16 protein-coding genes are annotated in these 21,330 nt (G+C 57.5%); 11 read left to right on the top strand and 5 right to left on the bottom strand.

The annotated features are described in order from the left end of the window. Positions 1 to 187 precede the first annotated feature (187 nt). The 3 genes from MED193_RS01815 to MED193_RS01805 are packed head-to-tail and all read left to right on the top strand — an operon-like array spanning position 188 to position 10,456. Entirely contained in the window at positions 188 to 5,113 is a 4,926-nt protein-coding gene (locus MED193_RS01815) for a hypothetical protein (protein ID WP_009807917.1), read from the top strand. Beyond that, positions 5,110 to 9,354, top strand: coding sequence for an AAA domain-containing protein (locus MED193_RS01810; RefSeq protein ID WP_009807916.1), 4,245 nt, complete (start codon positions 5,110 to 5,112; stop codon positions 9,352 to 9,354). The genes MED193_RS01815 and MED193_RS01810 overlap by 4 nt, the downstream gene beginning before the upstream one ends. Further along, positions 9,347 to 10,456 carry a hypothetical protein gene (locus MED193_RS01805; protein WP_009807915.1) on the top strand — a complete coding sequence of 370 codons (1,110 nt, stop codon included), beginning with the start codon at positions 9,347 to 9,349 and terminating at the stop codon, positions 10,454 to 10,456. Before MED193_RS01810 ends, MED193_RS01805 begins: the two co-directional genes overlap by 8 nt. On the opposite strand, the gene MED193_RS01800 is transcribed toward MED193_RS01805, so the two are convergent. Further along, complete coding sequence (locus MED193_RS01800) at positions 10,450 to 11,013, bottom strand: hypothetical protein (RefSeq protein WP_254655416.1); 564 nt, start codon at positions 11,011 to 11,013, stop codon at positions 10,450 to 10,452. The two genes, MED193_RS01805 and MED193_RS01800, sit on opposite strands and share 7 nt — an antisense overlap. Before the next feature lie 673 nt (positions 11,014 to 11,686). Between MED193_RS01800 and MED193_RS01795 the strand changes: the two genes are divergently transcribed. Together MED193_RS01795 and MED193_RS22830 are read left to right on the top strand one after the other, a co-directional pair. Further along, positions 11,687 to 12,961: a hypothetical protein gene (locus tag MED193_RS01795; protein WP_009807912.1), complete on the top strand. Its 1,275-nt coding sequence runs from the start codon at positions 11,687 to 11,689 to the stop codon at positions 12,959 to 12,961. 282 nt (positions 12,962 to 13,243) lie between these two features. Further along, the gene (locus tag MED193_RS22830) at positions 13,244 to 13,435 is read left to right on the top strand and encodes a hypothetical protein (RefSeq protein WP_139292099.1); all 192 of its coding nucleotides are present in this window, start codon (positions 13,244 to 13,246) and stop codon (positions 13,433 to 13,435) included. 132 nt (positions 13,436 to 13,567) lie between these two features. Here the strand turns inward: MED193_RS22830 and MED193_RS01790 are convergent, their stop codons facing one another. From MED193_RS01790 to MED193_RS01780, 3 genes are all read right to left on the bottom strand, one after another. Continuing rightward, entirely contained in the window at positions 13,568 to 15,148 is a 1,581-nt protein-coding gene (locus MED193_RS01790; protein ID WP_133344414.1) for a hypothetical protein, read from the bottom strand. 158 nt (positions 15,149 to 15,306) lie between these two features. Then, positions 15,307 to 15,639: a type II toxin-antitoxin system HicB family antitoxin gene (locus MED193_RS01785; RefSeq protein WP_009807909.1), complete on the bottom strand. Its 333-nt coding sequence runs from the start codon at positions 15,637 to 15,639 to the stop codon at positions 15,307 to 15,309. Next, positions 15,636 to 15,890: a type II toxin-antitoxin system HicA family toxin gene (locus MED193_RS01780; RefSeq protein WP_007121033.1), complete on the bottom strand. Its 255-nt coding sequence runs from the start codon at positions 15,888 to 15,890 to the stop codon at positions 15,636 to 15,638. The genes MED193_RS01785 and MED193_RS01780 overlap by 4 nt, the downstream gene beginning before the upstream one ends. Positions 15,891 to 16,044: 154 nt before the next feature. On the opposite strand from MED193_RS01780, the gene MED193_RS01775 reads away from it, so the two are divergent. Then, complete coding sequence (locus MED193_RS01775; RefSeq protein ID WP_083790418.1) at positions 16,045 to 16,497, top strand: helix-turn-helix domain-containing protein; 453 nt, start codon at positions 16,045 to 16,047, stop codon at positions 16,495 to 16,497. A gap of 17 nt (positions 16,498 to 16,514) precedes the next feature. On the opposite strand, the gene MED193_RS01770 is transcribed toward MED193_RS01775, so the two are convergent. Continuing rightward, complete coding sequence (locus MED193_RS01770; protein ID WP_007121035.1) at positions 16,515 to 17,093, bottom strand: hypothetical protein; 579 nt, start codon at positions 17,091 to 17,093, stop codon at positions 16,515 to 16,517. 132 nt (positions 17,094 to 17,225) lie between these two features. Between MED193_RS01770 and MED193_RS01765 the strand changes: the two genes are divergently transcribed. From MED193_RS01765 to MED193_RS01745, 5 genes are all read left to right on the top strand, one after another. Beyond that, positions 17,226 to 17,540 carry a hypothetical protein gene (locus MED193_RS01765; protein ID WP_007121036.1) on the top strand — a complete coding sequence of 105 codons (315 nt, stop codon included), beginning with the start codon at positions 17,226 to 17,228 and terminating at the stop codon, positions 17,538 to 17,540. After that, the gene (locus MED193_RS23315; protein ID WP_279291309.1) at positions 17,503 to 18,177 is read left to right on the top strand and encodes a lytic transglycosylase domain-containing protein; all 675 of its coding nucleotides are present in this window, start codon (positions 17,503 to 17,505) and stop codon (positions 18,175 to 18,177) included. The genes MED193_RS01765 and MED193_RS23315 overlap by 38 nt, the downstream gene beginning before the upstream one ends. A gap of 14 nt (positions 18,178 to 18,191) precedes the next feature. Next, the gene (locus tag MED193_RS01755) at positions 18,192 to 18,473 is read left to right on the top strand and encodes a TrbC/VirB2 family protein (RefSeq protein WP_039965702.1); all 282 of its coding nucleotides are present in this window, start codon (positions 18,192 to 18,194) and stop codon (positions 18,471 to 18,473) included. A gap of 131 nt (positions 18,474 to 18,604) precedes the next feature. Next, on the top strand, positions 18,605 to 18,883 hold the full coding sequence (locus tag MED193_RS01750; RefSeq protein ID WP_007121039.1) for a type IV secretion system protein VirB3: 279 nt from the start codon (positions 18,605 to 18,607) through the stop codon (positions 18,881 to 18,883). Beyond that, positions 18,858 to 21,248 carry a type IV secretion system protein B4 gene (locus tag MED193_RS01745; RefSeq protein WP_009807907.1) on the top strand — a complete coding sequence of 797 codons (2,391 nt, stop codon included), beginning with the start codon at positions 18,858 to 18,860 and terminating at the stop codon, positions 21,246 to 21,248. The genes MED193_RS01750 and MED193_RS01745 overlap by 26 nt, the downstream gene beginning before the upstream one ends. Positions 21,249 to 21,330: the final 82 nt, after the last annotated feature.

Here is a 21,330-nt window from a genome sequence, read left to right as displayed (position 1 = left end):
GGTTCCGGGTTTCGCGTTCTGGTGACGAAATCGGATTCCAGTTCAGCAGAGGTTGCTCGACTCTGCAAAACGTCCCGTCGGCCAATTGCTTCCAGTTCATTGGGCGAAACCAATTGACAGGGCTGCGCCGGGTCTTTTTACTTGTGGCGGGAAGTGTGCGCGAAATCGAAACGAACCATTGATAAGTATGAAGTCAGATTCCGTTACTCAAAGAGAATTGTCAGACCGCTTGGACAGAGCCTTTTCCGAAGCCTCTGGCAAGGCACCAACAGGCCCATATGTCTTCGTGCTTCAATCTCCGGCGTTATCGGGCAAATCGGAAGCCGTCGCACGATATCTTCAACGTCGGATCCAGCATGGGCCGGAAGGCCGAGAAACGGCTGGACATCATTGGGTAGCCCTAAGAACTCACCATGAAACGCAACGCGAGCTAAATCTATCCAAGGCGCGGGCGCGGCCAACGAAGTACGTTCCGGATTTTTTTTGGTTTTGCACCGGCGCCAGAAGGCATCGCAGTTTCAGCCGCGACGAGAACGCTCGGATAGACAGCCCGCTTTGGGATCTGGCCGAGCAGGTCGCTGACAAGGAGGTCCGGAAGAAACTGAGCCCAGGGGCTCGGGCAGTCGACTTCTTGGAAAACATACAGGATCGTTTCAGCTTGAAAGGACTGATGATTAACGCTGGCAACGCCATCCTCGGAACGAGCATGGAAGCCTTTGCTCCCGGAATGGCGGAGGCTCAGCCCTTTATCCAGAGGAGCATCGATACAGTTGCGGAACAGATGAGCCAGGTGTGGGCGGAGACAAACGGTGAAGATATTCGCCGGACACTTCGGTCAATTGATAGAGCCCTTGGCGACGCGTTCTTTGATAATCTCCGGGATTTTTCTCAGTCCATTTCCGGGAAACCCACATTCCTCGTTTTGGATGATTTCGATGAGATGTCGGAGATGGCGCAAGCCATCATACTAAAAAACATGTCGACCGATGGGTTTGAGCGCCTGATCGTAATCCTCACTTTGCAAGAGGGCACTGCACAGGCGAATTCGCTTGCCGAGGAACTGGGCCGAGGAGATCTGGCGAGAAACACAGTGCTCTTGACCCTCTCGGCGCCGACAGGGGTGGAACTGCTTTCGCAGCTCCAGGAGGACTTTGGTGCGGCAGTATCGCGCGAGCTAGTCGATCATCTGTCCAACAGGTCGGGTGGATCCAATCCGGTTATCATCCGGGAGATCATTCAGGCGCTGCTTGGTTGGTACGGCGGCAGACCCTATCTCGTGATCGACGGGCAGGCGGACGAGCGAACGCTCACATTTACGTCCAACGTCACATTGGAAGACATCAACTCCGAGTTCTTTTCGGTCGGGAGCAAGAGCAGTGACGAACTCAGCGACATCCTGGGGAATATCTGGGGAGACGCTATCAGGCGGCTCGACGACCTAGACCAGTTCATCCTGGCCGCGATCGCATTTGGGGGCAATGAGGTTTCGGAGGATTTCATCGTTGCCGCGTTGCAGCAGGATACCGGTTTCACGTCTACGGCCGTAACTGAGGTGGCCCATTGGCGGGAGCGCGTAAGGGATCTCGCCGCGCGCCTCTCGTTCTTGGTGAGCGACGCTGAGAACATCTTCCGGTTTGACGGGGCATATACGCGCTTTGCGATCCTAAAGGTAACCGAGAGGATCTGGGCCCCCCGCCGCGCGGTACTTCTGGCCGCCGCCGTCGTCGATGCCTTTCGCCTGGGCCACGCTTTGCAGCAGTCTGCGGCGTTCGGCTCAACTTGCGCCGAACTCGTGTTGTCGGTGGCAGATGGAAACCAGCCATTGTGTCGGATGCGGGTGTCCGGTAGCTCCCTCCACGCGTTCGGCGAGAGCTCGCTCGAGCGTGTCGAGTCGCTGCGGTCGGGGCTTGCAAGCATCGTCATTAGTTCTTTGCCTGACGACCGGCAAACTGAGGCCGACATCTCGGAGCGAGCAGACAAAATCCTCAGCGCTGCGGCCGAGCATTTCTACGTCCAAAGCTTGAGCGGTCGCGATCGGAGCGCCCAGGACCGCCTGAGGTTCCTGGCCTCTGCCCTCAGGGCCAGCGGATATCCCGATTTCCCCCATGCCCGAGCGCGCGCCTCCGTGCTGCAGCTGCGACTGGCACTGAACAGGCGGCCGCTGACATCTGGCGGATTGCAGAATGTGATCAAGCTGTCCGAGATTGAACGGAAGGCTGCGCGCGAGCACCTTGACGAGATGAAGCCGGAAGAGAATTGGCGTCTGGCACTTCTGGCCATCGAGATGGACATCCTTCATGCGGAAGCGGTACTGGGCGCAATAAAGTCTGGGCAGGCAAAAAGCGGCACCTCAAACCGAGACCGGGAGGAGGCAAGGCAACAGGTATTCAGGAGCCTTCGAGAGGCAGTTGAGCGTCTCAGCCGCGATCCCGGTACCGAGGCCGATCGGAACGGGGAGAAGAACAGACTCCTTGACAGGCTCCTGTCCGGAGAGATTGACAAGATGGCCTACCTGGACCTGCTGAGTGAGGTTGAGAAAAGCGAGTCGACAACCAACTTCGCCTGGCCGAAGGGCGCGAAGGCCGAGGTCGACTTCCAACTGGTGCGTGCCCGCGAGCGGCTCGTGTTCCTGCTCGAATTCCACGCCTCGCCCGACGACGACAGATCCCAACTCGAGGAAACCCGCGCGGAGTTGTCCCGGTCTCTTGAGGATTACGTAAAAATGGGGCCTCAACCGCATCTTCAGGCCCGATTTGCCTGGGCGACGCGAAAGCTTGGCTTGATTCTGCGCGACCAAGCTTGTGACACTCAGGGCGACCTGGGCACAGCTTCTCCCGAGACCATCAACATTAGCGAACGCGCGGTCCAATTCCTGTCAATCTCCTACGATCAAAGCAAAGCGCCCAATGTAGCCATGGAGCTTCTTCGTGCGATCGAGTTTCATGTAGGGCTAGTCGGTGACACCCGATCTCTAACGCGGCTCCGAGACCGGCTACTGGACCTTGGCCGCGAGCTTGTGACTGCGCCACTGGCGAGCCGAACGATTGTAGGGGTCGCCGAAATTGAGAGCCGGATTTGCGCCAGACTGGGGGACGGGGCGGATGTCAGCCCACCGTCTCTTTGGGCGGGTTATGTTGCGGGGGACACTGAGGCGCTCTTCGTCGAAACAGCGTTCACAGATTTCGCCAGAATCCCGAGTCGCAACGATCGCTACTGGGTGCTGTCCCGGCTCTTTTCCGAGCCCGAACTGGCAGAAACGAACGTTCTGGAACGACTCCTGGCCTCCGGGCGCGATATCGGCGGTCTGAGTATTGCAGCAATCGTAGATACGCTCGACGTTTTTGAGCAGCAGCGTTTTGAAGCGGTGCCAGATAAGACGCCGCTTACGGACCAGGCCTCGTCGGAGCTGTTGCGCGCCCTCGACCAGATAGGTCCCAAGATTCAGACCGTTGCCCCGCCCACGCGGGTCGCCCTCGATATGCTCCGCTTTCGCGTACTTGCTCAAAAGGCAATAGTGGCGATTTCGCACTCGAACGACAGCGCTAGCGTTTTCGAGGCGAACAAGTCGGTCGAAACCCTTGCCCGATCCATAGGCGATCTCGCCCAGGCCCTGCGCGACGAAAAGTCCGCAAAGAAGCTGATTGGCTACGCCAAGCAGATTGGCGACGCGTTTCTCGCCCGGGCGGCATCTATGGAGGACCGCGCCTTCCACTTTGCCCTGCGGGATGCGGCCCTGGCCTGGTATCAGTTAGCCACGACCACACTCCAGACTTGTCCAGATCTGAAAATCTCGGTTTCCATCCTCCGCAGCCATGCGGGCTTTCACCGGGATCACGGCAACTTTTCCGAAGCAAGGCTGCTGAACAACGCCTGCGCACGGCTGGAGCGATACCGGAAATGGGGAAACGACCTCGGTGGAACGGTGTACGCTGCCACGGACGCCATATTGACAGCTTCGGCAGAGAGCCAAGAGCGCGGCGCGAGACTGTTGCTACTTGCGGTCCTAAAGGCGGAAATCGTCGATCCGCAGATCATCGCCCGGATGCCCGCTTTTGAGGCCGAGCGCCGACAGCTGCGGACTCGACTTGCGGCGGTGCTTTGGCAGTCCCTGCGCAGTCGACAACCGAAACAGGTTTCTGCCTCCATGTCCCTTGCCCCACCAATCGATGCCGTCCGGAAATTCGCCGAGCCATCGAGCGCGCCCGACACCGGTGAGCGGCCCGGGCGAGCGAATTCACTGGTTGGAGACATCCTCTCCTTCTGGGCCGCCGAACCTCCACCCGCGCCCACGCCCGGCACGCTCGTGGTGGCCAGGATATCCGCCGTGCTGCCTAATGGCATCGAACTCCTCGACCTGCGCGGGCAACGGTTCCGGATCGACGATAACCTTCTCCCTTCCTCTTACTACCAGTTCTTAAAATACGCAGTCGGACGAGATGGAAGCGATCTCGCCGCGTCGTTGCGCAAAAAAAAGCTCGCCGCCATGCTTCCGATAATCGTGCTCGCGGGAGACGGCGAGGCGGGACTTGGTGACGGGGTCCTGCCCGCCACGGCGCGCGGCCTTGCCTATCTCGGCGACCTCATCGGTTGCCTGCTACCCGGGCTATCACGCGGCCTCGTGGTCGGCGGCTCGAACAGCGTGGTCGCGCTTCGGCTCGCCCAGCCCGATTTCGAGCCCTTCCGGGTTGGCGGATGGACGCTCCACAAGCAGATCGCCGCCGAACTTCTTTGTGTCAAACGGCTGATCCTCGCGCCTGCACCATACGTCCCGCAGGCGCCGAATTCGATGTATGACCGCCATGCGCTGCTGCAACAGGAATTGGCCGACTTCGCCCGCGCCACGTGGTCTGCCTTGTCTCTGGTTTCGCTCCGTCAGGATCTTTCCGAAGCCACTTTCGAAATCGCTATCGACGCCCCCGTTTCGCCGCAGACCGAACGTACGACGCGGTCTCTGTTAAGGAAGGCATTTCCAGATGTTCACCTCATTCGTTTCCTCGGAGGCGCACTGGAGGAAGAAGCCTTCAGTGACATTACCGGAGACACGGCGACAGATACCGGCCAAGCCACCGGAGAAACCACCTCGCCAAACGCACAATCTGGTGCGGTGTTATGACAAGACCCGAGCAGAAAAAACTGATCGCCGCAGTCCAATCGCTTCAAGCATGGCAAGCACATATTCAAGACCGCGGGAGCTTGCGACTACAGGTTTCGTTGTCCTGTCTCCTGCGATCGCGATACCGCCCGTTCAGCATCTCGGTGCGCGAATTTCAAAAACAGGTTTCCAATGGGGTCCTACTCAGACGCGACGACACGGCACCGGACGAGGCCGTTGATACCTCGGCCCAGCCAACACGTGCGCATTTCCGCCTTGTGACAAACCAACATGCCTTTTCGGTCACCAGCGCCCTTGATCCGATTGATGGCATGGGCATGCTGCATGCGCGCGACTATCTGTGGACGCGAAAACCCATCACTTTCGGAATGGCAGTCTCTGCTGCGCCTATCAAAGTCGCTCCGATTATCACCTTGCATTTGCTTCCTTGGACCCGACTGCCCACAGATTGGCAGGACTGGGTCCGTAGCCTTGAGACTGAGGGGCTGCTTGTGCCGTTCAACCCCAAGACCAAAGAATTGGACACCGGGTCTAGGCATGTCTGGCACAGCGGACCATTTGTTTTCGAGGTCCAGCTGCTCGCCGCCGAGGGAGAGGAACCCGCAAATGCCGTCGTGAACTGGGTCGGGCGGCGCAAAAACGGTAAGAACCTGCCTTCTCGTGGCAGCAAAGCGGTGCTGCATCTCGACGCTGACAGTCTGCGCCTGGAAACCTCCCTTCCTCTTGTGCTTCCACCGACACTCCTGGGCTCAAACGTCTTTCCACGCACCCGGTCACCGCGTCACTTCAAGTCCTTGGGTCTCGACAAAGCGCGTGACTTGCGAAGACCAGAAGAGACCGAGATCGAAGACTTGTCGCCACTTCCGGAAGACACCCGTTTCAGCAACGACGACATCGCGCCCTTGATGCAGAACGGGGTGGTCGCCCTTGATTTCGCAACCGGGCGCAACCGCTTTAGCCTGTTCGCAAGGCCCACCGTCAGCCCCTTGACCGGACGCCCATATCTCGCAGTTGTCGGGGCAAAACGCACCCCAAAGAAAACAGGGACGGGCCATAGAAATGCCGAAACCGCAACGTTGCGCAACGATTGCCTCAGACCGGTCAGCGCGTTCGCGCTCGAACTGAAGAAACCGGCGCTAGAACGGCTTTGGAAGGGCGCGGCCCCACCCCCGACCCCGCAGGCCGTATTCTCCGACCTCGATCATGGCTTCAATCTTCTGAATTTCGCCAGCGAGCCTGTCGATGGTGGCGGCATCAAGCTCAATTCCACCCAATTCTACCTGATCGTGCGTCCAGAACAAGGGCAACCGCGTGAGCCGATACCCGGTGTTCGGGTCCACATCGCGACCCATATTCAACCGAACGACTGGCCGCTGCGCGTGTGCTTTCAGGCCGACCTTATCCCCGTCAACCGCATCGAACCGCTTTTTCCCGACGAGTTGCTGATCGAGCGATCTAATGACAGCACACGACGGACCCTGGACGCCCATTACCATTTCAGCAGCCATTTTGCCCAGTTGCTGAATATCCGGGACGCGGGAACCTTCCACTATTCGCCGCGTCCCTCCTGGCGCGCCCCTGTCAATGTCCTAGGGGTGCAGGACCGGACGCGGCGGGTGTTTCCTAACGTTCCCGAACGCATCGCCCAGGTTCTGGGGTCCGTGCGTCCACGTGTCTTGCTGCGATTGAATGCGCCGCCCGGACGCGGGCTGTTTCTCGACGGCAGCGCCGTGGGGCTGGTGGACGATCAGGGAAACGTGTCGCCCTTTCGCATCGAGGTCATCAGCGGACAGCACGTGCTTCTGCGGGCCGTGCGGCGCCCTGTCGGCCCAGACAAAGAGCCCCCGATTGACCAATACGAATGCCCGTTTTCGCCCGGGGACAAGGCATGGATATTCCGGCGCCATGCCGTCGATCGCGCTGATCTGGAACAACAGATCCGGGACCTTCGCGCAGGAAAATACTTCGTCGCTTCACAGGAAGTCTTCGCACGCGTCGTATCGCAACCCGACGCCCTGTCAGGCGCATTCGAGCCCAATGCCCCGGTCGAACAGCTCATGGCGCGCAACACGCGGAAAAGGGCCTGCGCGAACCCACTCAATGCGCGTCAGAAGGAGGCGGTCTCGAAAGCCGCGCGCACGCCTCACGCTTTCTTCATCAAGGGGCCACCCGGCACCGGCAAGACTGAGGTCATCCGCGAACTCGTCGAGATCCTCGCGGCCCGGGGCGAGCGGATCCTGCTGACATCGGCACAAAACAAGCCACTGGCCGATGCAACCGAACGCTGCATGAACTCCTACGGCGTGGTTCCGACGCGGATCACGGGCCGACGGCCGGACTTGAACCCGTCCGAGGCAAGCTGCCTCTGGGCTTCGCTTGTGGAAAGGCTGACTGCGGCCTTCGACAAAGACGATGGTTTCGGCGACAGGCTAGACGCTGAAGAACACCGGTTACACGCGCTCTGGCAAAGCCGGATTGCGCTCGGCGGTCTGGACGCCGCCGCACGCGACGCGAGGATTGAGGACCTCGTCCGACAGCTTCTTTCCAGCGTCAATTTGTATGTCATCAATATCGACGCACTGGCTGGGCGGATTGGCTCGCTGCGTGCCAGACTGGAACGAGCGACCGCTGGCCCCAGGCCGGACGACGAGCCGGACGGCGGGCCGATCCACGCCGGCATCACGTCGGTCGCCGCAACGCAATCGGCCAGGAACTCCCCGACGATCACGCCCGACTTCGAGGCCGAGTTCGATACGCTGATCATCGACGAGGCCAGCCGGGTGAACGACAGCGCCTTCGTCACCGCCGCCCTGCGCTGCCGGCGCTGGATTCTCGTCGGAGATGAACGTCAGCTCCCACCGTTTCTCGCCGACACCGACGCCTCGTTCTTTCATGCACTATGCGCGCTCTATCTAGTCGAGGGCCGGATGATTGGTGCCCTAGCGCAAAAAGGCATACAGAAGCATCAGGTTCCGACGCTGGACGCCTATCTCACAGATACGGCCACATCCGACACCGAATTGAGGGACGCGGTCGAGCGGGTCGGCAACCTCTGGCTCATGAAGGACGACCGGCGTCCGATTCAGTCGGATCAGGTGCAGGACATCGCCGCGGCGCTGCTGTGGCAGGGCGCATTTGCTGGCAGGACAGCCACCGCGAATCCTGAAGAAGAGGACGCCCAGCCAAGACAGAGCACCATCGGCAAGAAGTTCGACAAGATCATCCAGGGCCAGGCAAGGCATCACGCGCAACCTCGCCGACCTTCCTTGCAAGCCCCGCAGACCGAGTGGCAGGCCTATCAAGACATGCTTGCCTCCTATTTTGACGCGGTCATTGACGGGGTGCAGAACAATTTTGACAAGTTTTTCGTCCGAAGCTTCTTCGAGCGTGGCTACGCGACAGGAAACACTACCGAAGACGACAATGGGCAGGCGGAGGGATTTCGCGCGACGCTCGTCGAACAGTTCCGGATGGTGCCGGAAATCGCGAACCTCGTAAGTGAACGGGTCTACGATGGCGAATACGTCACCCCGGAAACGCCACCAGTATGCCCCCTGCATCTGCCGAGTTTCCCTCATCAGGTGCATTTCGTGGATCTGTCTCTACTCGGCCGAATAAGCCCTGCCACGCAAATCGGCACCAGTTGGGCCAACCCGGACGAAGCCGAACATGTCATCGAGATCATCCGGAAGATCAGTGCGGAACTCCCCGGGGGAACCACGGTGTCGGTCATGGTCCTGTCGCTGTTCGCGGCACAAACCGAGTTCATTCGCGCCCGCGCGACGGAGGTGTTCGGCTCGAGCGGTGCCGCGCCCGCCCTGAAAGGCATATCGCGGCTGGACTTCGGCAACGTCGACGCCGTTCAGGGCGGCGAGGCGGATATCGTGGTTATGAGCTTCGTCCGGGTCGCCACGGGCGGAATGCCCGAACCGGGCATGGCACTGTTCCTTCAGGACATGCGGCGTCTCAACGTGGCGATCACGCGGGCAAGACGAAAGATCATCTTCGTCGGTCATGGAACGACGATCGAGAACCTGAGCGGCACCGCGAAGGCGGCGGATTTCCTGGCATGGATGGCCTCGGCGGAAAGCGGCACCGTCCGCGACATGCCGTTGCGCCTGCCCTACGAGCAACTGGTCGCCGGGCGGCGCGCGTTGCGCCGTTTCGCCGGCTCAGATCGCACATTGGCGCAGGACGCTGAGGCGGATGGAATACCAGACGAAGAGGCGGCGGATGAGTGATGATTTCAGTGTAAGGTGGGTCCGCGTGACGGGCCGCGAAGGCACTATGATGCCTCGGCTGACGTTCTCCGGGCTCCTGGTGCCATACCTGCATTTCACCGACATGACCTTGGTCTGGTCCGATCCTTCGCAAATCGGTTTTCAGAATCTTTTCCTACGGGATGCCGTGATCCAAGGTGCATTCTCGACCATTTCCGCCACGCGCCTCGAAAAGATCACAGGGGTTCCGGCCCAGTTCTGGCGCCCCTCGCTCCTTGCACTCGAAAGCGCGGGCCTGCTCGCCGTGGTGGACGATGAACCGCAGGACGCCACAGCCGGCGGCGTCACGTATCGCCTTGTCGATGGAGCAAAGGCCGATCCTGCCGCTCTTGACGAATGGGACCATATCTCGACCCGGATTCGGGTCATACGGGATGTGCTGGTGTTTCCCGAAACCGGCGAGCTGATGGTCTCGACTGGCAACCCGAACCATCCGGTCGACCGATTCATGGCATTCTTCCTACAAACGGATCCCAAGAAGACCTTCGACTGGTTCAGTTCGGTTCTGCCCCGTGTCGATTCCGCTGAATCATTGAAGAGCTACCTCACCGCGCTTGGCGCGGCATCGCCCCCCGTCGGGGTTCCAGAGCAAGTCACCAATCTAGATTTTCGAATCACTGGGGGCCGCCCGCGGGTCGCTCCGGTCCGGGCAGTTTCCGGCATTTTTGACACCACGCGCACCGACCTGCAGCCGTTCCTCACGCGGGTCCTGCAGGAGAACGAAAAGGGGCTCTGGTTCCTGCCGCCCGGAGCGATGACAATCCCGGAAGGGGCCCAGAGTATCGAGAACTTGCACGGCCTCCCGGCCATGTTGAGACGCAGACTCGATCAGTGCCAGTCCGACGAGGTCATCTCGGCGGCGCGGCGCCGTGCTCCAAAAGCTTTCCCGCAGTTGAGTGCGCTCGCGCTCACCGATCCATACTGTTGGACCATAGACGGCACAACCACTTCGCCCTACGTACTGGAGGTCCACTTCTCCGAGGTGCGAATCCGAATTGGCATCCCAAATTCAACGGCGGAAGCAATCGACGCGGTCCCTGCCAGTGCAGAGGCAGTTCAATAATCCGTCTCCACATACACCCCCGAACAATCGTAGCCGACCGCCGCGGCCGTCCCACCGTTGTTCATGGAATTGCGCGGGCTGAGGAGCTGGGTGGCGACGGGGATATCGGTGTCGAGCGTGAACTCGACCACCGCGCCGCTGACCTCCTCGACCATCCGGACCCCGATCTCGCTGCTGTTCGGAGCGGCGAGGAGCGTGAGGGTCAGGACGCTTGTCGTGCTCGCGACCGGGAAACTCGCGCCCAGATCGGTGAGCGTGGGCGCGCCAGAAGCATCGTTCTGGACCAGTTGCCAGTTCGTGTGGGTGCCGCGCTGGAAGCCGATGCCGATGCAGTTCACCACGGCCGAGAGCGTCAGGGTCGTGGTCAGCGCTGCCGTCGATCCGTAGAGGCCGAAGAAGCCCATGCCGGTCGCCTGCAGCGTCACCAGCGAGAGCCGGTTCACATAGGTGAAGCCGCCGAGCCCTTCGGCGTTGCCGCGCCAGCAGCCCCAACCCGCCGAGCGTTCTTCGGCCGCCGCATCGGCGCTGGCGGCGCTGGCCACGCGCCAGCGGCGCATCGAGGTCGAGAGTTTGGTGGTGGCGAGCGTCGGCGTGGCGACCGTGCCGACGGCGGTGCGCGGCATGCCGTTGGTGTTGACGGTCGTGCCGGAGGACGGCGCCCAGGTCGCGATGCGGTTCACCCCGAAATGCGGCTGCAGCGGGAAGAACCGGCCCGAGGGGCGCTGGATGTCGAGCCATCCCCGCCCGGCGCGATAGCTGGCACAGAGCGCCAACTCACCGAATGGCCACAGCGCAGAAACTGTGTCAAATTCGGGCTAGGCAATATTGGGTGAACACGTACTGCACACGACACCCTTCAACCTCTTGAAATCCTGCCGCAATCGCCGCCATCCATCACCGGACAGACGCAAAAACCATCCTCGAATGACCGCTCCGCAACTATTGTCGGACCTTGGTGCAAAGCGCAGCATCCGGAAAAATGGGCTCTTGTTCCTGTTTCGCTGCATTGTGCACGAAGGTCCGGTTTCAGTTTTGGGTGAGTTAATTACGCCCTTGCTGACTACCGCGCGAGGCTAGGCCAGCCTGTTTGCCCTAAAGGTCGAATGCAGATGGCCCTTGAACCACTTGCTCCGTCCACAGAAGACAACTACGCTTCAAAACAGCCGGAGGATTGGTCCACTGGCTTTTGGTTTCAAGTCCAGTTTCAACAACAAATGGAGGATTATCGCTATGGATAATCGGTTCGCTTACATGCGCAAATACCTTGGGTTTTCCCAAAAGGATGCATCCAACATTTTTTCCACTCGGCTCGATACGATCAAGAAATGGGACAGCGGCAAACTGCTAGTGCCGGGTCCGGTTTTGGAAGAACTTTATGATTATATACGGTTCTCAAATGATATGGTTGTCGAGTTTTGCGACGAGCGCCAAGCGGAAGATGAAGACGAGGGGATCGACGAAATCTACCTGCGCACCTTCACAGTTGAAGGTCTTGCCGAGCAAGGCTTGCCGCCCTCCCTTGGTTGGCAAGATCAAGTCATTGGTGCAATTATCGGTCGCCTTGCTTCCATCCATGTCTACGGCGCGGATACGCTGCCAGAGCATCATGACCCCGACTATCATTGGTATGAGTATTGGGGCTTTGAGCCAGTAAAGAAGCCAACAGAATTTTTCACCATCCAGGACGAAGCATTGTTCGCGAATGAACTTGCAAAAGCTGTTGAAGGTAACTTTTGGCAAGTGGATTTTGACCCAGACGAAAACTACTATTTGATTGGATTCCGAACAAAGTCAGTGTCCAAAGTTACACGCCATATTTGGATCAGAGCTGTTCGCGCTGGTCGAGGTTCGGAACTTGTAGAACGTTTCGCTGGTGAACCACTACGATATTGCGATTCATTTGGCGAAGGTGCCCCATACATCGAAGGACCAAACAAGGCCAAAATCCCTGTCGGTTTTGCGTCCGGCCATGACGATGACACCGTTGATCCGCATACATTAGCGGAGACACTTTTTGCGGCCCTCGCAACATCCTACCCAACCGAAGGCGCTATGCGTGAGGCATGCCGCGACCGATACGCGGCATTGGTCGGTGCTGACGAGGGCTACACAGCCGATTTTATGAACGATTGGGACGTGAAAGACACTCGCTTTGTTTCTCACAACTTTATCGCTGCCCTGTTTTTTGAAACCCAAAAACAGACCGGCTTGACGTTGCACCCCGAAGCTATGGTTGAACTATGCTCGATACTCGCCAAGTCGGAACCGTCGATACGCAGCATGGATCACGAAGTTGTTGTGATCGACATGGGCGAAATGGTGTTCACCATCACGCTTGATCTACGCGACGTTCTTTCCCAATCGGGTGATGGCAGAGACTTTCACACCGAAGCAAGCAAAGCCCTTGATGTTATCCAAGCGTCAATCGGAAACGATGGTCTGACCCGCATAGAGCCGTTCAGCACCATCGAAATCGAATTTACTTCGGACGACGCAGAAGGATAGGACACCTACCTTTATCTTCCCCGAAATAATCCTCGGGGGAGCGCCACTGGCGCGGGGGCCGATAGCCCCCTTCGTAGCTTGTCTTAGGGATCGGTGTTGGTACAATAAAGCATTATTGACCGATTGAGAGTGGATTGAATCTTGCCGTTGAACCCGCCAGAAACACCCAATGTATTAACAGAGGTCGCATTGAAACAGCGCCTTGAGACGGGTTCGAAACTCATCATTACATGCAACGTATCGCCAACGCGCAAAGCATCATCATGGTTTGGAGTTTGGACGATGCACGCAGAACATTCCGATGGGACTACGCAAATGTTGGTCACGGCGCGCTCCAGGATGGCAGGTGAAATTTCCATTCGTGAGTTCAAAACCGTGACGGGAATCGTGTCTTTTCTGACCGACTGCGGTTTCACCAAAATTTCCTTCCCCGTGATTGAGGGCGACACCGTGAGACTACCGCTGGATACTTAAACCCAGGCAGACATAGCGCCATTTTGCTGCGGCTACCCCACTGACCGCGAGGGGGGCATCGTGGCATCACCGATCAACATCGAGGGCGGAAAGTTCCTATTGCATCGTAGATACAGTAGAGCACTTTTTCTCCTAGATAATAAGCTGCACCATTCCAGCAACGCTTGCAGCGACCACTCCGTCCTGAATGATCTTTTGTTTCGCTTCTGTTGAAAGAGCGTCACCCTTCAACATGGACTTAGCATTGGTCGCAAGTGCCACCATCGCAGCGACGCCCATACTGTGAACAATGTCCACGTCTGCCTCGTGCCCGAGCTTCTGCAACGCCGAGGACGTATCAGCTGTAAGGTCAGCATTGCTGAATTCAGACGAAGACCAATCTGGCGACGATCCAGCTACCTCACTGGTCACAAGCACGTCGATGTTTTCGTATTTTTCGTTGTGTTCACGTACATAAGACGCGTAATTCGTCGCCTTGAGTTGAACCTCGGAAACGTCGCCGGTCTCGACATTAATAATCCGGACATCTGCGCCGGCATGGTTCGTGTCGCCGAAAAGCTCGACGATGTACTCGTCGCCATCCAGGTTCTCTTGCCGCTGAAACGCGAGTTCGTGGTAGATTCCCTTTACGTTGTTTTTGAGCCCGGAAATTTGCTCAACGGATAGAGATTGCACGTATTCAGACAGCTCAAGTTCACTGGCATCAGCAAGACTGTTATTCGATCGACGTAGCGCTTGAAGGACCAACTCCTCATCTTCCGTAAACGAAGGCGAGGTGTCAGACATCAATTTCAATATCGTGGCGGATACGACACCTGTAACAACAGGGGCAGCAGCTGTGGATTTTCTTCTGATCGACGGGTTTTGAACGTGAGCCATTGGTAAGGCATCGAGTAACTCGACCAGATCTACTTTACGATCTTCAAGCCGCATCAACGGAAGATCCGGCCAGTCGCTGACTTTGGCGATGCAGACATCCAACTGTTCGAGGAGGTCATGTTTTAAGTTCTGCTGCAAGGTTTCAGCAGTGAGAGGGTCCAAAACGGCATTTTGATTGGCCCGTTCACGAAAAGCCGTTGCCAACATCAAACACGTTTCGACAAAGCGCATTTCTTGCGGGTCCAAGGACTTTTTCTTGCGTCTTACACCGGTCCATTTCCCGACAAGCTTGCGAGACCCGAAATATGCGGCCGCCCCTCCAGCGGCCGCTACGCCCAAGACAATCCACCCGCCAGTTACAACGCTTCCACCAATCCACGCCAACGCGGCACTGTTGAAAGCCGCGCCTGAAAGTGAAGATATGGCCGTTCCCGTACTGGCCGTGCCAAGAATGGATGCGATGGAAAATAGACTTGCTGTCGTACCTGCCGCAGCCAACTTCCCAGAAAGTGCTGTAACGATCCTTGCCGACGTGCCGCGCTTCTCAATTAATAGCGCATCGACGAGGTCTTCCAAAGAGATCGCTCCTTTTTCAAAGAAGTTCTCCGGCGTATATTTGGTATGCCTCAGTTCAAATTCCGCGAACTTAACAGCCGCGTGATCTTTGACCGCTTTACCCCCTTTTGCGGCGAGTTTGCCTGTCTGCCGCCCGACAGGCTTGGCAATTGCCCAACCAGCTTTCCCAGCGACCTTAGCCAAAAACAGCGCCGAACGACCGGTCGCGCTTGCCGCCCGCGCTGATAGCGGAGGCCTTTTCTGGTTTCCATTATCCAATTTTACGCGCTCCAAGTGGTCTTTTAAATCGGGTACGGGATAGCCTATCGCTTATGGTTAGCCCGGTGAAACCGCATCGCGACGCCCGACACTTTCGCAGGGGTACGCAAAAGCCCCCCTATAATGATAAAAAGCAGCAAGGTGCGCTTGTCACCTGCCTACTCCGCCGCGCGACCTAGAACTTCTTCGGCCCATTGGTTCAGGCTTTTGCCAGATAGCTCTGCCGCGAGTGCCGCCTTGCGGTGCACCTCGGGATCGACCCGGAACATCACTTGACCAGAGAACGCCTTTTGCGGTTCCTTACCGACCTTTGCGCAGGTCTCAACGTAGTCTTCAACTGCCTCCTGAAAGGCATCCCGCAACGCTTCAACCGTGTCAGCATGAAATCCGACACCATCGCTGATACCGGCAAGGCGGCCAGTGAAAATGCCATCTTCATCATCATACTCGATGCGGGCTGAGTAGCCTTTGTAGGTCATGGTATTGGTCATGGCGTTACTCCGATCCGTTCCAAGAATGCGCGGGCGGCGCGCACCTGATAGCGTTTGGCTTCCTTGGCGGGATGCGGACGATGAAACGTCTCGACCTCGCCGTCCTTTTCGAACCGCACTCGTGAACCGCGTCCTTCGATGACCTGCGCACCAGCTGCGACAAGTAATCTCTCAACAGCGGACCATTCGACTGTTCCCGACACTGGGTCGGCAAAGACAACGGCCAGAGTCTTGCGGTGTTTGCTATTCATGGGTCTATATAGGTCATGCTTGCATATATTGCAAGCAAGTTGCTCACTAGGGTGTGTGCCGGTTTCTCATGATGCGCCGCACCAAACGTCAAAACAACAGAATCTGTAGTATACTCCGTCGCACTATCAGCCAAAATCAAGCCATTGATCTCGCATGGATTTACGAGATCGCGTTGGTGCAAATTTAAGAAAACTAAGGCGGCTTCAATCCCTTAGCCAAGAAGCCCTGTCACTTAAGGCAGGACTTGAACGAGGCTATGTTGGCCGACTGGAACGTTCACAATATTATACCTCAATGGCGACCGTGCAAAAGCTTGCTTTTGCTCTCGAAGTTGACCCCATCGAGTTAATCGAGCCAGTTCTGATAACCCGCGGTAAAAAGTCAGGAACCGCCGATCATGAAACCTCAGATGATCAAAAGGTGTCTGGAGGCTCACAGCTGCTTGCTGTGCCGTTTCAAGAGGGATTTGAGAAGCGGCAAGACGATCTTACCCTCGTATTGATCGACTATAGATGGAACGACGGATCAACTGTTCGCCGCTGGCTTGTCGATCCGAAGAAGGTCAAACAATCGGCCATTGTCGTGAAACCTTGCATACTGCTTTGACAAAGGCAGATACCTGCTCAGTAGGAAAACCAGTCTGAATGACCCATATTGCCTCCGTAGTCGCCATATTCGACCATGATATCGCGCGAGTAGAAGTTTCCAAAACCACGCCCAACGGGCAACAAAATAGTTTGCCCGCTTTCGGAGACAAATGAGCTCGGCCAACGCGTGTGCGAGCCGTAGACACGTGCGATATATCGGCAGGTTCGGTTTTCACGGTCACAAGACCGAATACTCCAGTCCCACTGCCTTGGATCGTCACGCGGCGTGTAAGAGCGGCCTGTGAACCAGATCACATGTGTGCGGTTGAGCCATTCGTATTCTGGAAGGTCCGTATCAACCTCGCCCTCACCGCCGGGGCCACCCAATTCAATCGGTACTGCGGCGAAGGTGCAAATCCCGAACGGAGGCCTACTCGGCCACGGCGTGATGCGGCGGATCATTGTGCGATAGGCCCGCGCGCAGACCGCGCTCGGAGGAAATCCACCCGCCATACAGAGCATAATCGCGCAATCTATATCGTAGGCCTGCGCCTTTTTAGGTGCGCCAAATGTCATCAAAACACCAAAGATTGCTGACAAAATAAGCCGTTTCATCGGAGACTCCTTTGTTTGGTTTCGTCCTATGGTTTAGCATTTTGTTAAATTCTGCAATATATCATATTGACTCAATGTGTCTTTCCGCTTGTACTAGGTCGGACTAGAAGGGCTCTCAGGGGGAGAGTCCAAATGCCGATAGCGCGCAATCAAATCTTGATCACACTCGATGGGGTCAAAGACCTTCAAAAGAGGGAAGTTGCGTTCCGCTGCCGGTATGAACTCGTGGGGTTCACGGACGATGGCAAGCCGCGCTACCAGTGCATCTACCTGCGTGAGGGCGAACCCGAAGCCATTCTTGTGTCCACGCGGATCACGCCTCTCGGGCCAGAAGCGCGATACTTCAATATCTGGCCGGGGCTTTTCAAACACCATCTCGAGTTTGGCGACGGGCGCGATTTGCGCTTTGGTGCTGACTACAACATTACCCTCGAGGGCAACGGCTGACGTTCTAGCCTTTCGCGCTGACGGAACGGCTACGGCGTCTGGGTGGACGTTTCACAGAACACGCCCGAGCTGGGCCACGTCCGACGATGCTGTGGAAGCGCAACCTGTTGCCGTTGCACCAATTGCGCCTGCGGCGGGAGCCTCTGCCCAAGTTCTCTCACTCATTCGTCAGACGGCCAGCCGGCACCAAAACAACAGGGCCATCGCGCAAGCAGGCCTTTCGACGCGAGACTGGCACGTTCTGTTTCAAGCGATGATTGAAGCGGAGAGCAGTTACAATCCGACTGCCATCAGCCCCAAGGGTGCCTATGGCTTAGGGCAATTGATGCCTGCTACGGCACGCGAGCTTGGTGTGGATCCCCGCGATATCTCTCAGAACCTCGACGGCGCAGCACGCTACCTGCTAACCCAACTGGCAGAATTCCGAAGCGTCGAACTTGCCTTAGCCGCCTATAACGCTGGGCCCCATCGCGTTGAGCAATACTCAGGCGTACCGCCGTTTTCTGAAACACGCGCCTACATTGCACGCATCCACGACATTCGTGAACGGCTGTCCGGTGGAACGTCGCAGCCAGCACCAATCCGCGTCGCCAATACAGCACCCACACGCGCTCCCGTCATTATTGAACTGAACTGATCAAGGACATTTTCATGCCAAGACACCACTCACGATACTTGCCACTCATGGTCGCAACCTTAGCGCTCCTTGCCTCCCCTGCCTTCGCGCAAGACTTGTCGCCCATTCAAACGATGCTGGAAACGGTCGAAGCCGCACTCACGGGACCAATTGGCATTGCCGTGGCCACACTGGCGGTCATTGGCACGGGGTTCATGTGCATGATGGGGCGGCTGAACTGGGGATGGTTCGCTTCCGTGATAATCGGGATCGTTTTGATTTTCTCGGCGGGCACAATCGTAGATGGGTTCACCTAAGAGCAGGCAGAGCAGGATGACTTTCCTGCAATCACGAGACCTTCGGGGGTCTCGAACGCGTTCTGCTTCGCAAACGCTGCCTCTCAGCCCCCTACGGTTCCATAATTTTAACTGAGCAGGAAAATCATTTGATGGCAGAACGTTCCCCACTTTTCCTCGGCCTTGCACGGCCACCCAAGTATCTGGGTCTCCCTGTCGGATATCTGGTGGTCTTGGCCATGGGGGTCGTTCTGCCGTTTATCTGGACGAAATCTCTGATCTTTTTCCTGATCGGGATCATTGCCTATCCAGTCCTTTGGTTCGTTGCGGACAAAGAGCCTCATTTCTTTGAAGTGCTGCGCATCTCCTTTGGCACCGTGCGCCCGACCAAAAACCGCGCACATCATGGGGGTGACAGCTTTGGCGCTTGATGGTGGAACTTTGAGCGGCATCGGCCCTGCGGTGCGTGAAGCTGGGGGAACAGGATTTGCCCGTGAAAGCTACCTTGCGGAGCACCTGCCCTATTTTGCTTTGGCAACGGACGATGTGATGGTGCTGCGCGAAGGCGATCTTCTGGCAACCCTACGCCTTGATGGTCTGAACCCGATGACTACCGAGGACGATCGCCTTGATGCGCTCAAGCGCGCGGTTGCCGCAATCGTGGCCCAAACCGGGAATACGTTCGGTTTTTACATCCACCGCGTCTCTGTTCCACAAAACTTAGACCTTAAGCCCGTCGAGGGTGATACCTTCGCGTCCCAAGTCGATGCCCGTTGGGCAGCTCACATCAAAGGCCTGCGACCTTCCAAGCGGCAGATGTATCTCAGCGTCATTCGCCGCCCCAATCTCGCAGCCCGCATCCCATTTTTGCGCGCACTCGCCCGCAAAGCTTGGGTCAAAGACCGCGCAGCGCGTGTTCAAGAGCTCAACGAGGTTATGGGCTTCTTTGCGGTGGCCCTCTCTTCGGCAAACCCTGTTCGCTTAACAAAGACGGGCGGTGAATGGCTCGGGTATCTGAACACGCTCAACGCAGGCAGCTTTTCACCCATCGCATTTGGTCAAAGCCCCCTGCCCCTGTCTCATACCATCAGTGATTGCCGCGCGACGTTCGATGGAGATGTGGCGACGATTACATGTGCCACAACAGGTGCCGTCAAATATGGCGCGCTCTTTAGCATCAAATCCTATCCCGCACTGACAGACGTGACGCTTCTCGATGCGTTAGATCTGCCTCTCGATATCGTACTGACCAATTCATTCAGTCCAATCCCGAACAACATCATGGCCGAGCGCATCCAGCGCATCATCAGACAGATGCATGCGTCAGATGATGCCGCCGTGTCATTGCGCGACCAATTGGCCTTGGCTGCAGACGATCAAGAGGCGGGACGCATCGCCTTTGGCGACCATCACCTTTCCATCGCCGTCTATGCGCCTGACCGCGACACACTTGAACGCGCCGCCGCACAGATCAAACGGGTCGGCCAAGAAATCATGGCTGTGATCGTGCGCGAAAACATGGCGCTGAAAGCCACCTATTTTGCACAGAGCCCGGGCAACTTTGGCTATCGCGCCCGAAAGACACCAATCTCATCGACCAATTTTTCTGATTTTGCAGCCCTTCACGGCAGTGTTGAAGGGCGTAGCAATGACGAGAGCCCGTGGGGTCAGAGCATTGCGGTTCTGCCAACAGTGGGTACATCAGGCTACCGTTTCAACTTCCACGAAGCGGGTTCTGCAAGCAAAGAACCTACTGTGGGCCACACACTGGTTTTAGGGCGCACGGGAACTGGCAAAACATTGACGACTGCCTTCCTCACCGCGCAAGCGCAACGGATCGGCGCACGCCTGTTCTTCTTTGACAAAGATCGCGGCTTGGAAATGGCAGTCCGAGCTTTGGGTGGCCGTTACAATGAAATCCGCGCAGGCGTGCCCACAGGCCTCAACCCGCTCGCCTCTGAAATCGATGAACGCGGACGCGCTTGGTTATCCGATTGGTTGGCCACCTTGCTGACGCGCAGCGGTGCCTTATCCGGAGAACAATCGCGCCACATCCAGGGTGCGGTAACACAGAATGCAGATGCTGGCGCAGCCTTACAGCGCTTTGCCAGCTTTGAAACCTTGTTCCAGTCCTTGGATGATGATGGCGAGCTGCAGTCCCGCGTCGCAGAATGGGCCCCCGGCGGTCGGTTTGGCTGGGTATTTGATGAACCCGACCGTGGGCAGCGCCTCGATCTCTCTGGCGACATCGTCGGGTTTGATATGACTGAGATCCTCGACATGACAACGGAGCGCATGGCTGTGCTTTCATACATTTTCCGCCAGATTGAACGCGTAGTTGAAGACCGTCGACCCACCATCATCGTCTTGGACGAGGCGTGGAAACTACTGGATGATCCTTATTTCGGCGCACGGTTGGAAAACTGGCTCGTGACCCTGCGCAAGATGAACTGCGTCGTGATCATGATGACGCAGTACCCCAGCCAGTTGCGCGACAGCCGCGTTGGCAAAACCATTGTTGAAACCGTCCCGACGCAGATCCTGTTTCCCAACGACCGCGCCACGGTGGCCGATTACGATTTTCTGCGCGTGAACTCCAAGGAAGCTGCTTTGCTCGTCCAACCCACCATTGGTCAACGTATCGCGCTGGTGCGCTCGGCAGGCGACAGCGTTTTTGTCGATGCTGATCTCTGTGCTCTTGGCGACTTGCTACCAATTTTGGGCGGCGGTGCCACGGGTGAGGCTCGCGTGCCAGCCGACTGGCGATCAAACCCCGATTTTTGGAGACCCCAATGAGACATTTCCAAATCCTCCTCTTGCTATCAGCATCGGTGTCGCTATCGGCCTGCGAGCAATACACCGAGAGAACGTCGCCCTG

Source organism: Roseobacter sp. MED193 (assembly GCF_000152965.1).
GTDB lineage: Bacteria > Pseudomonadota > Alphaproteobacteria > Rhodobacterales > Rhodobacteraceae > Pseudophaeobacter.
The sequence above is the reverse complement of the archived record's forward strand: the minus strand, read 5'-3'. Positions and strand labels throughout refer to the sequence as shown.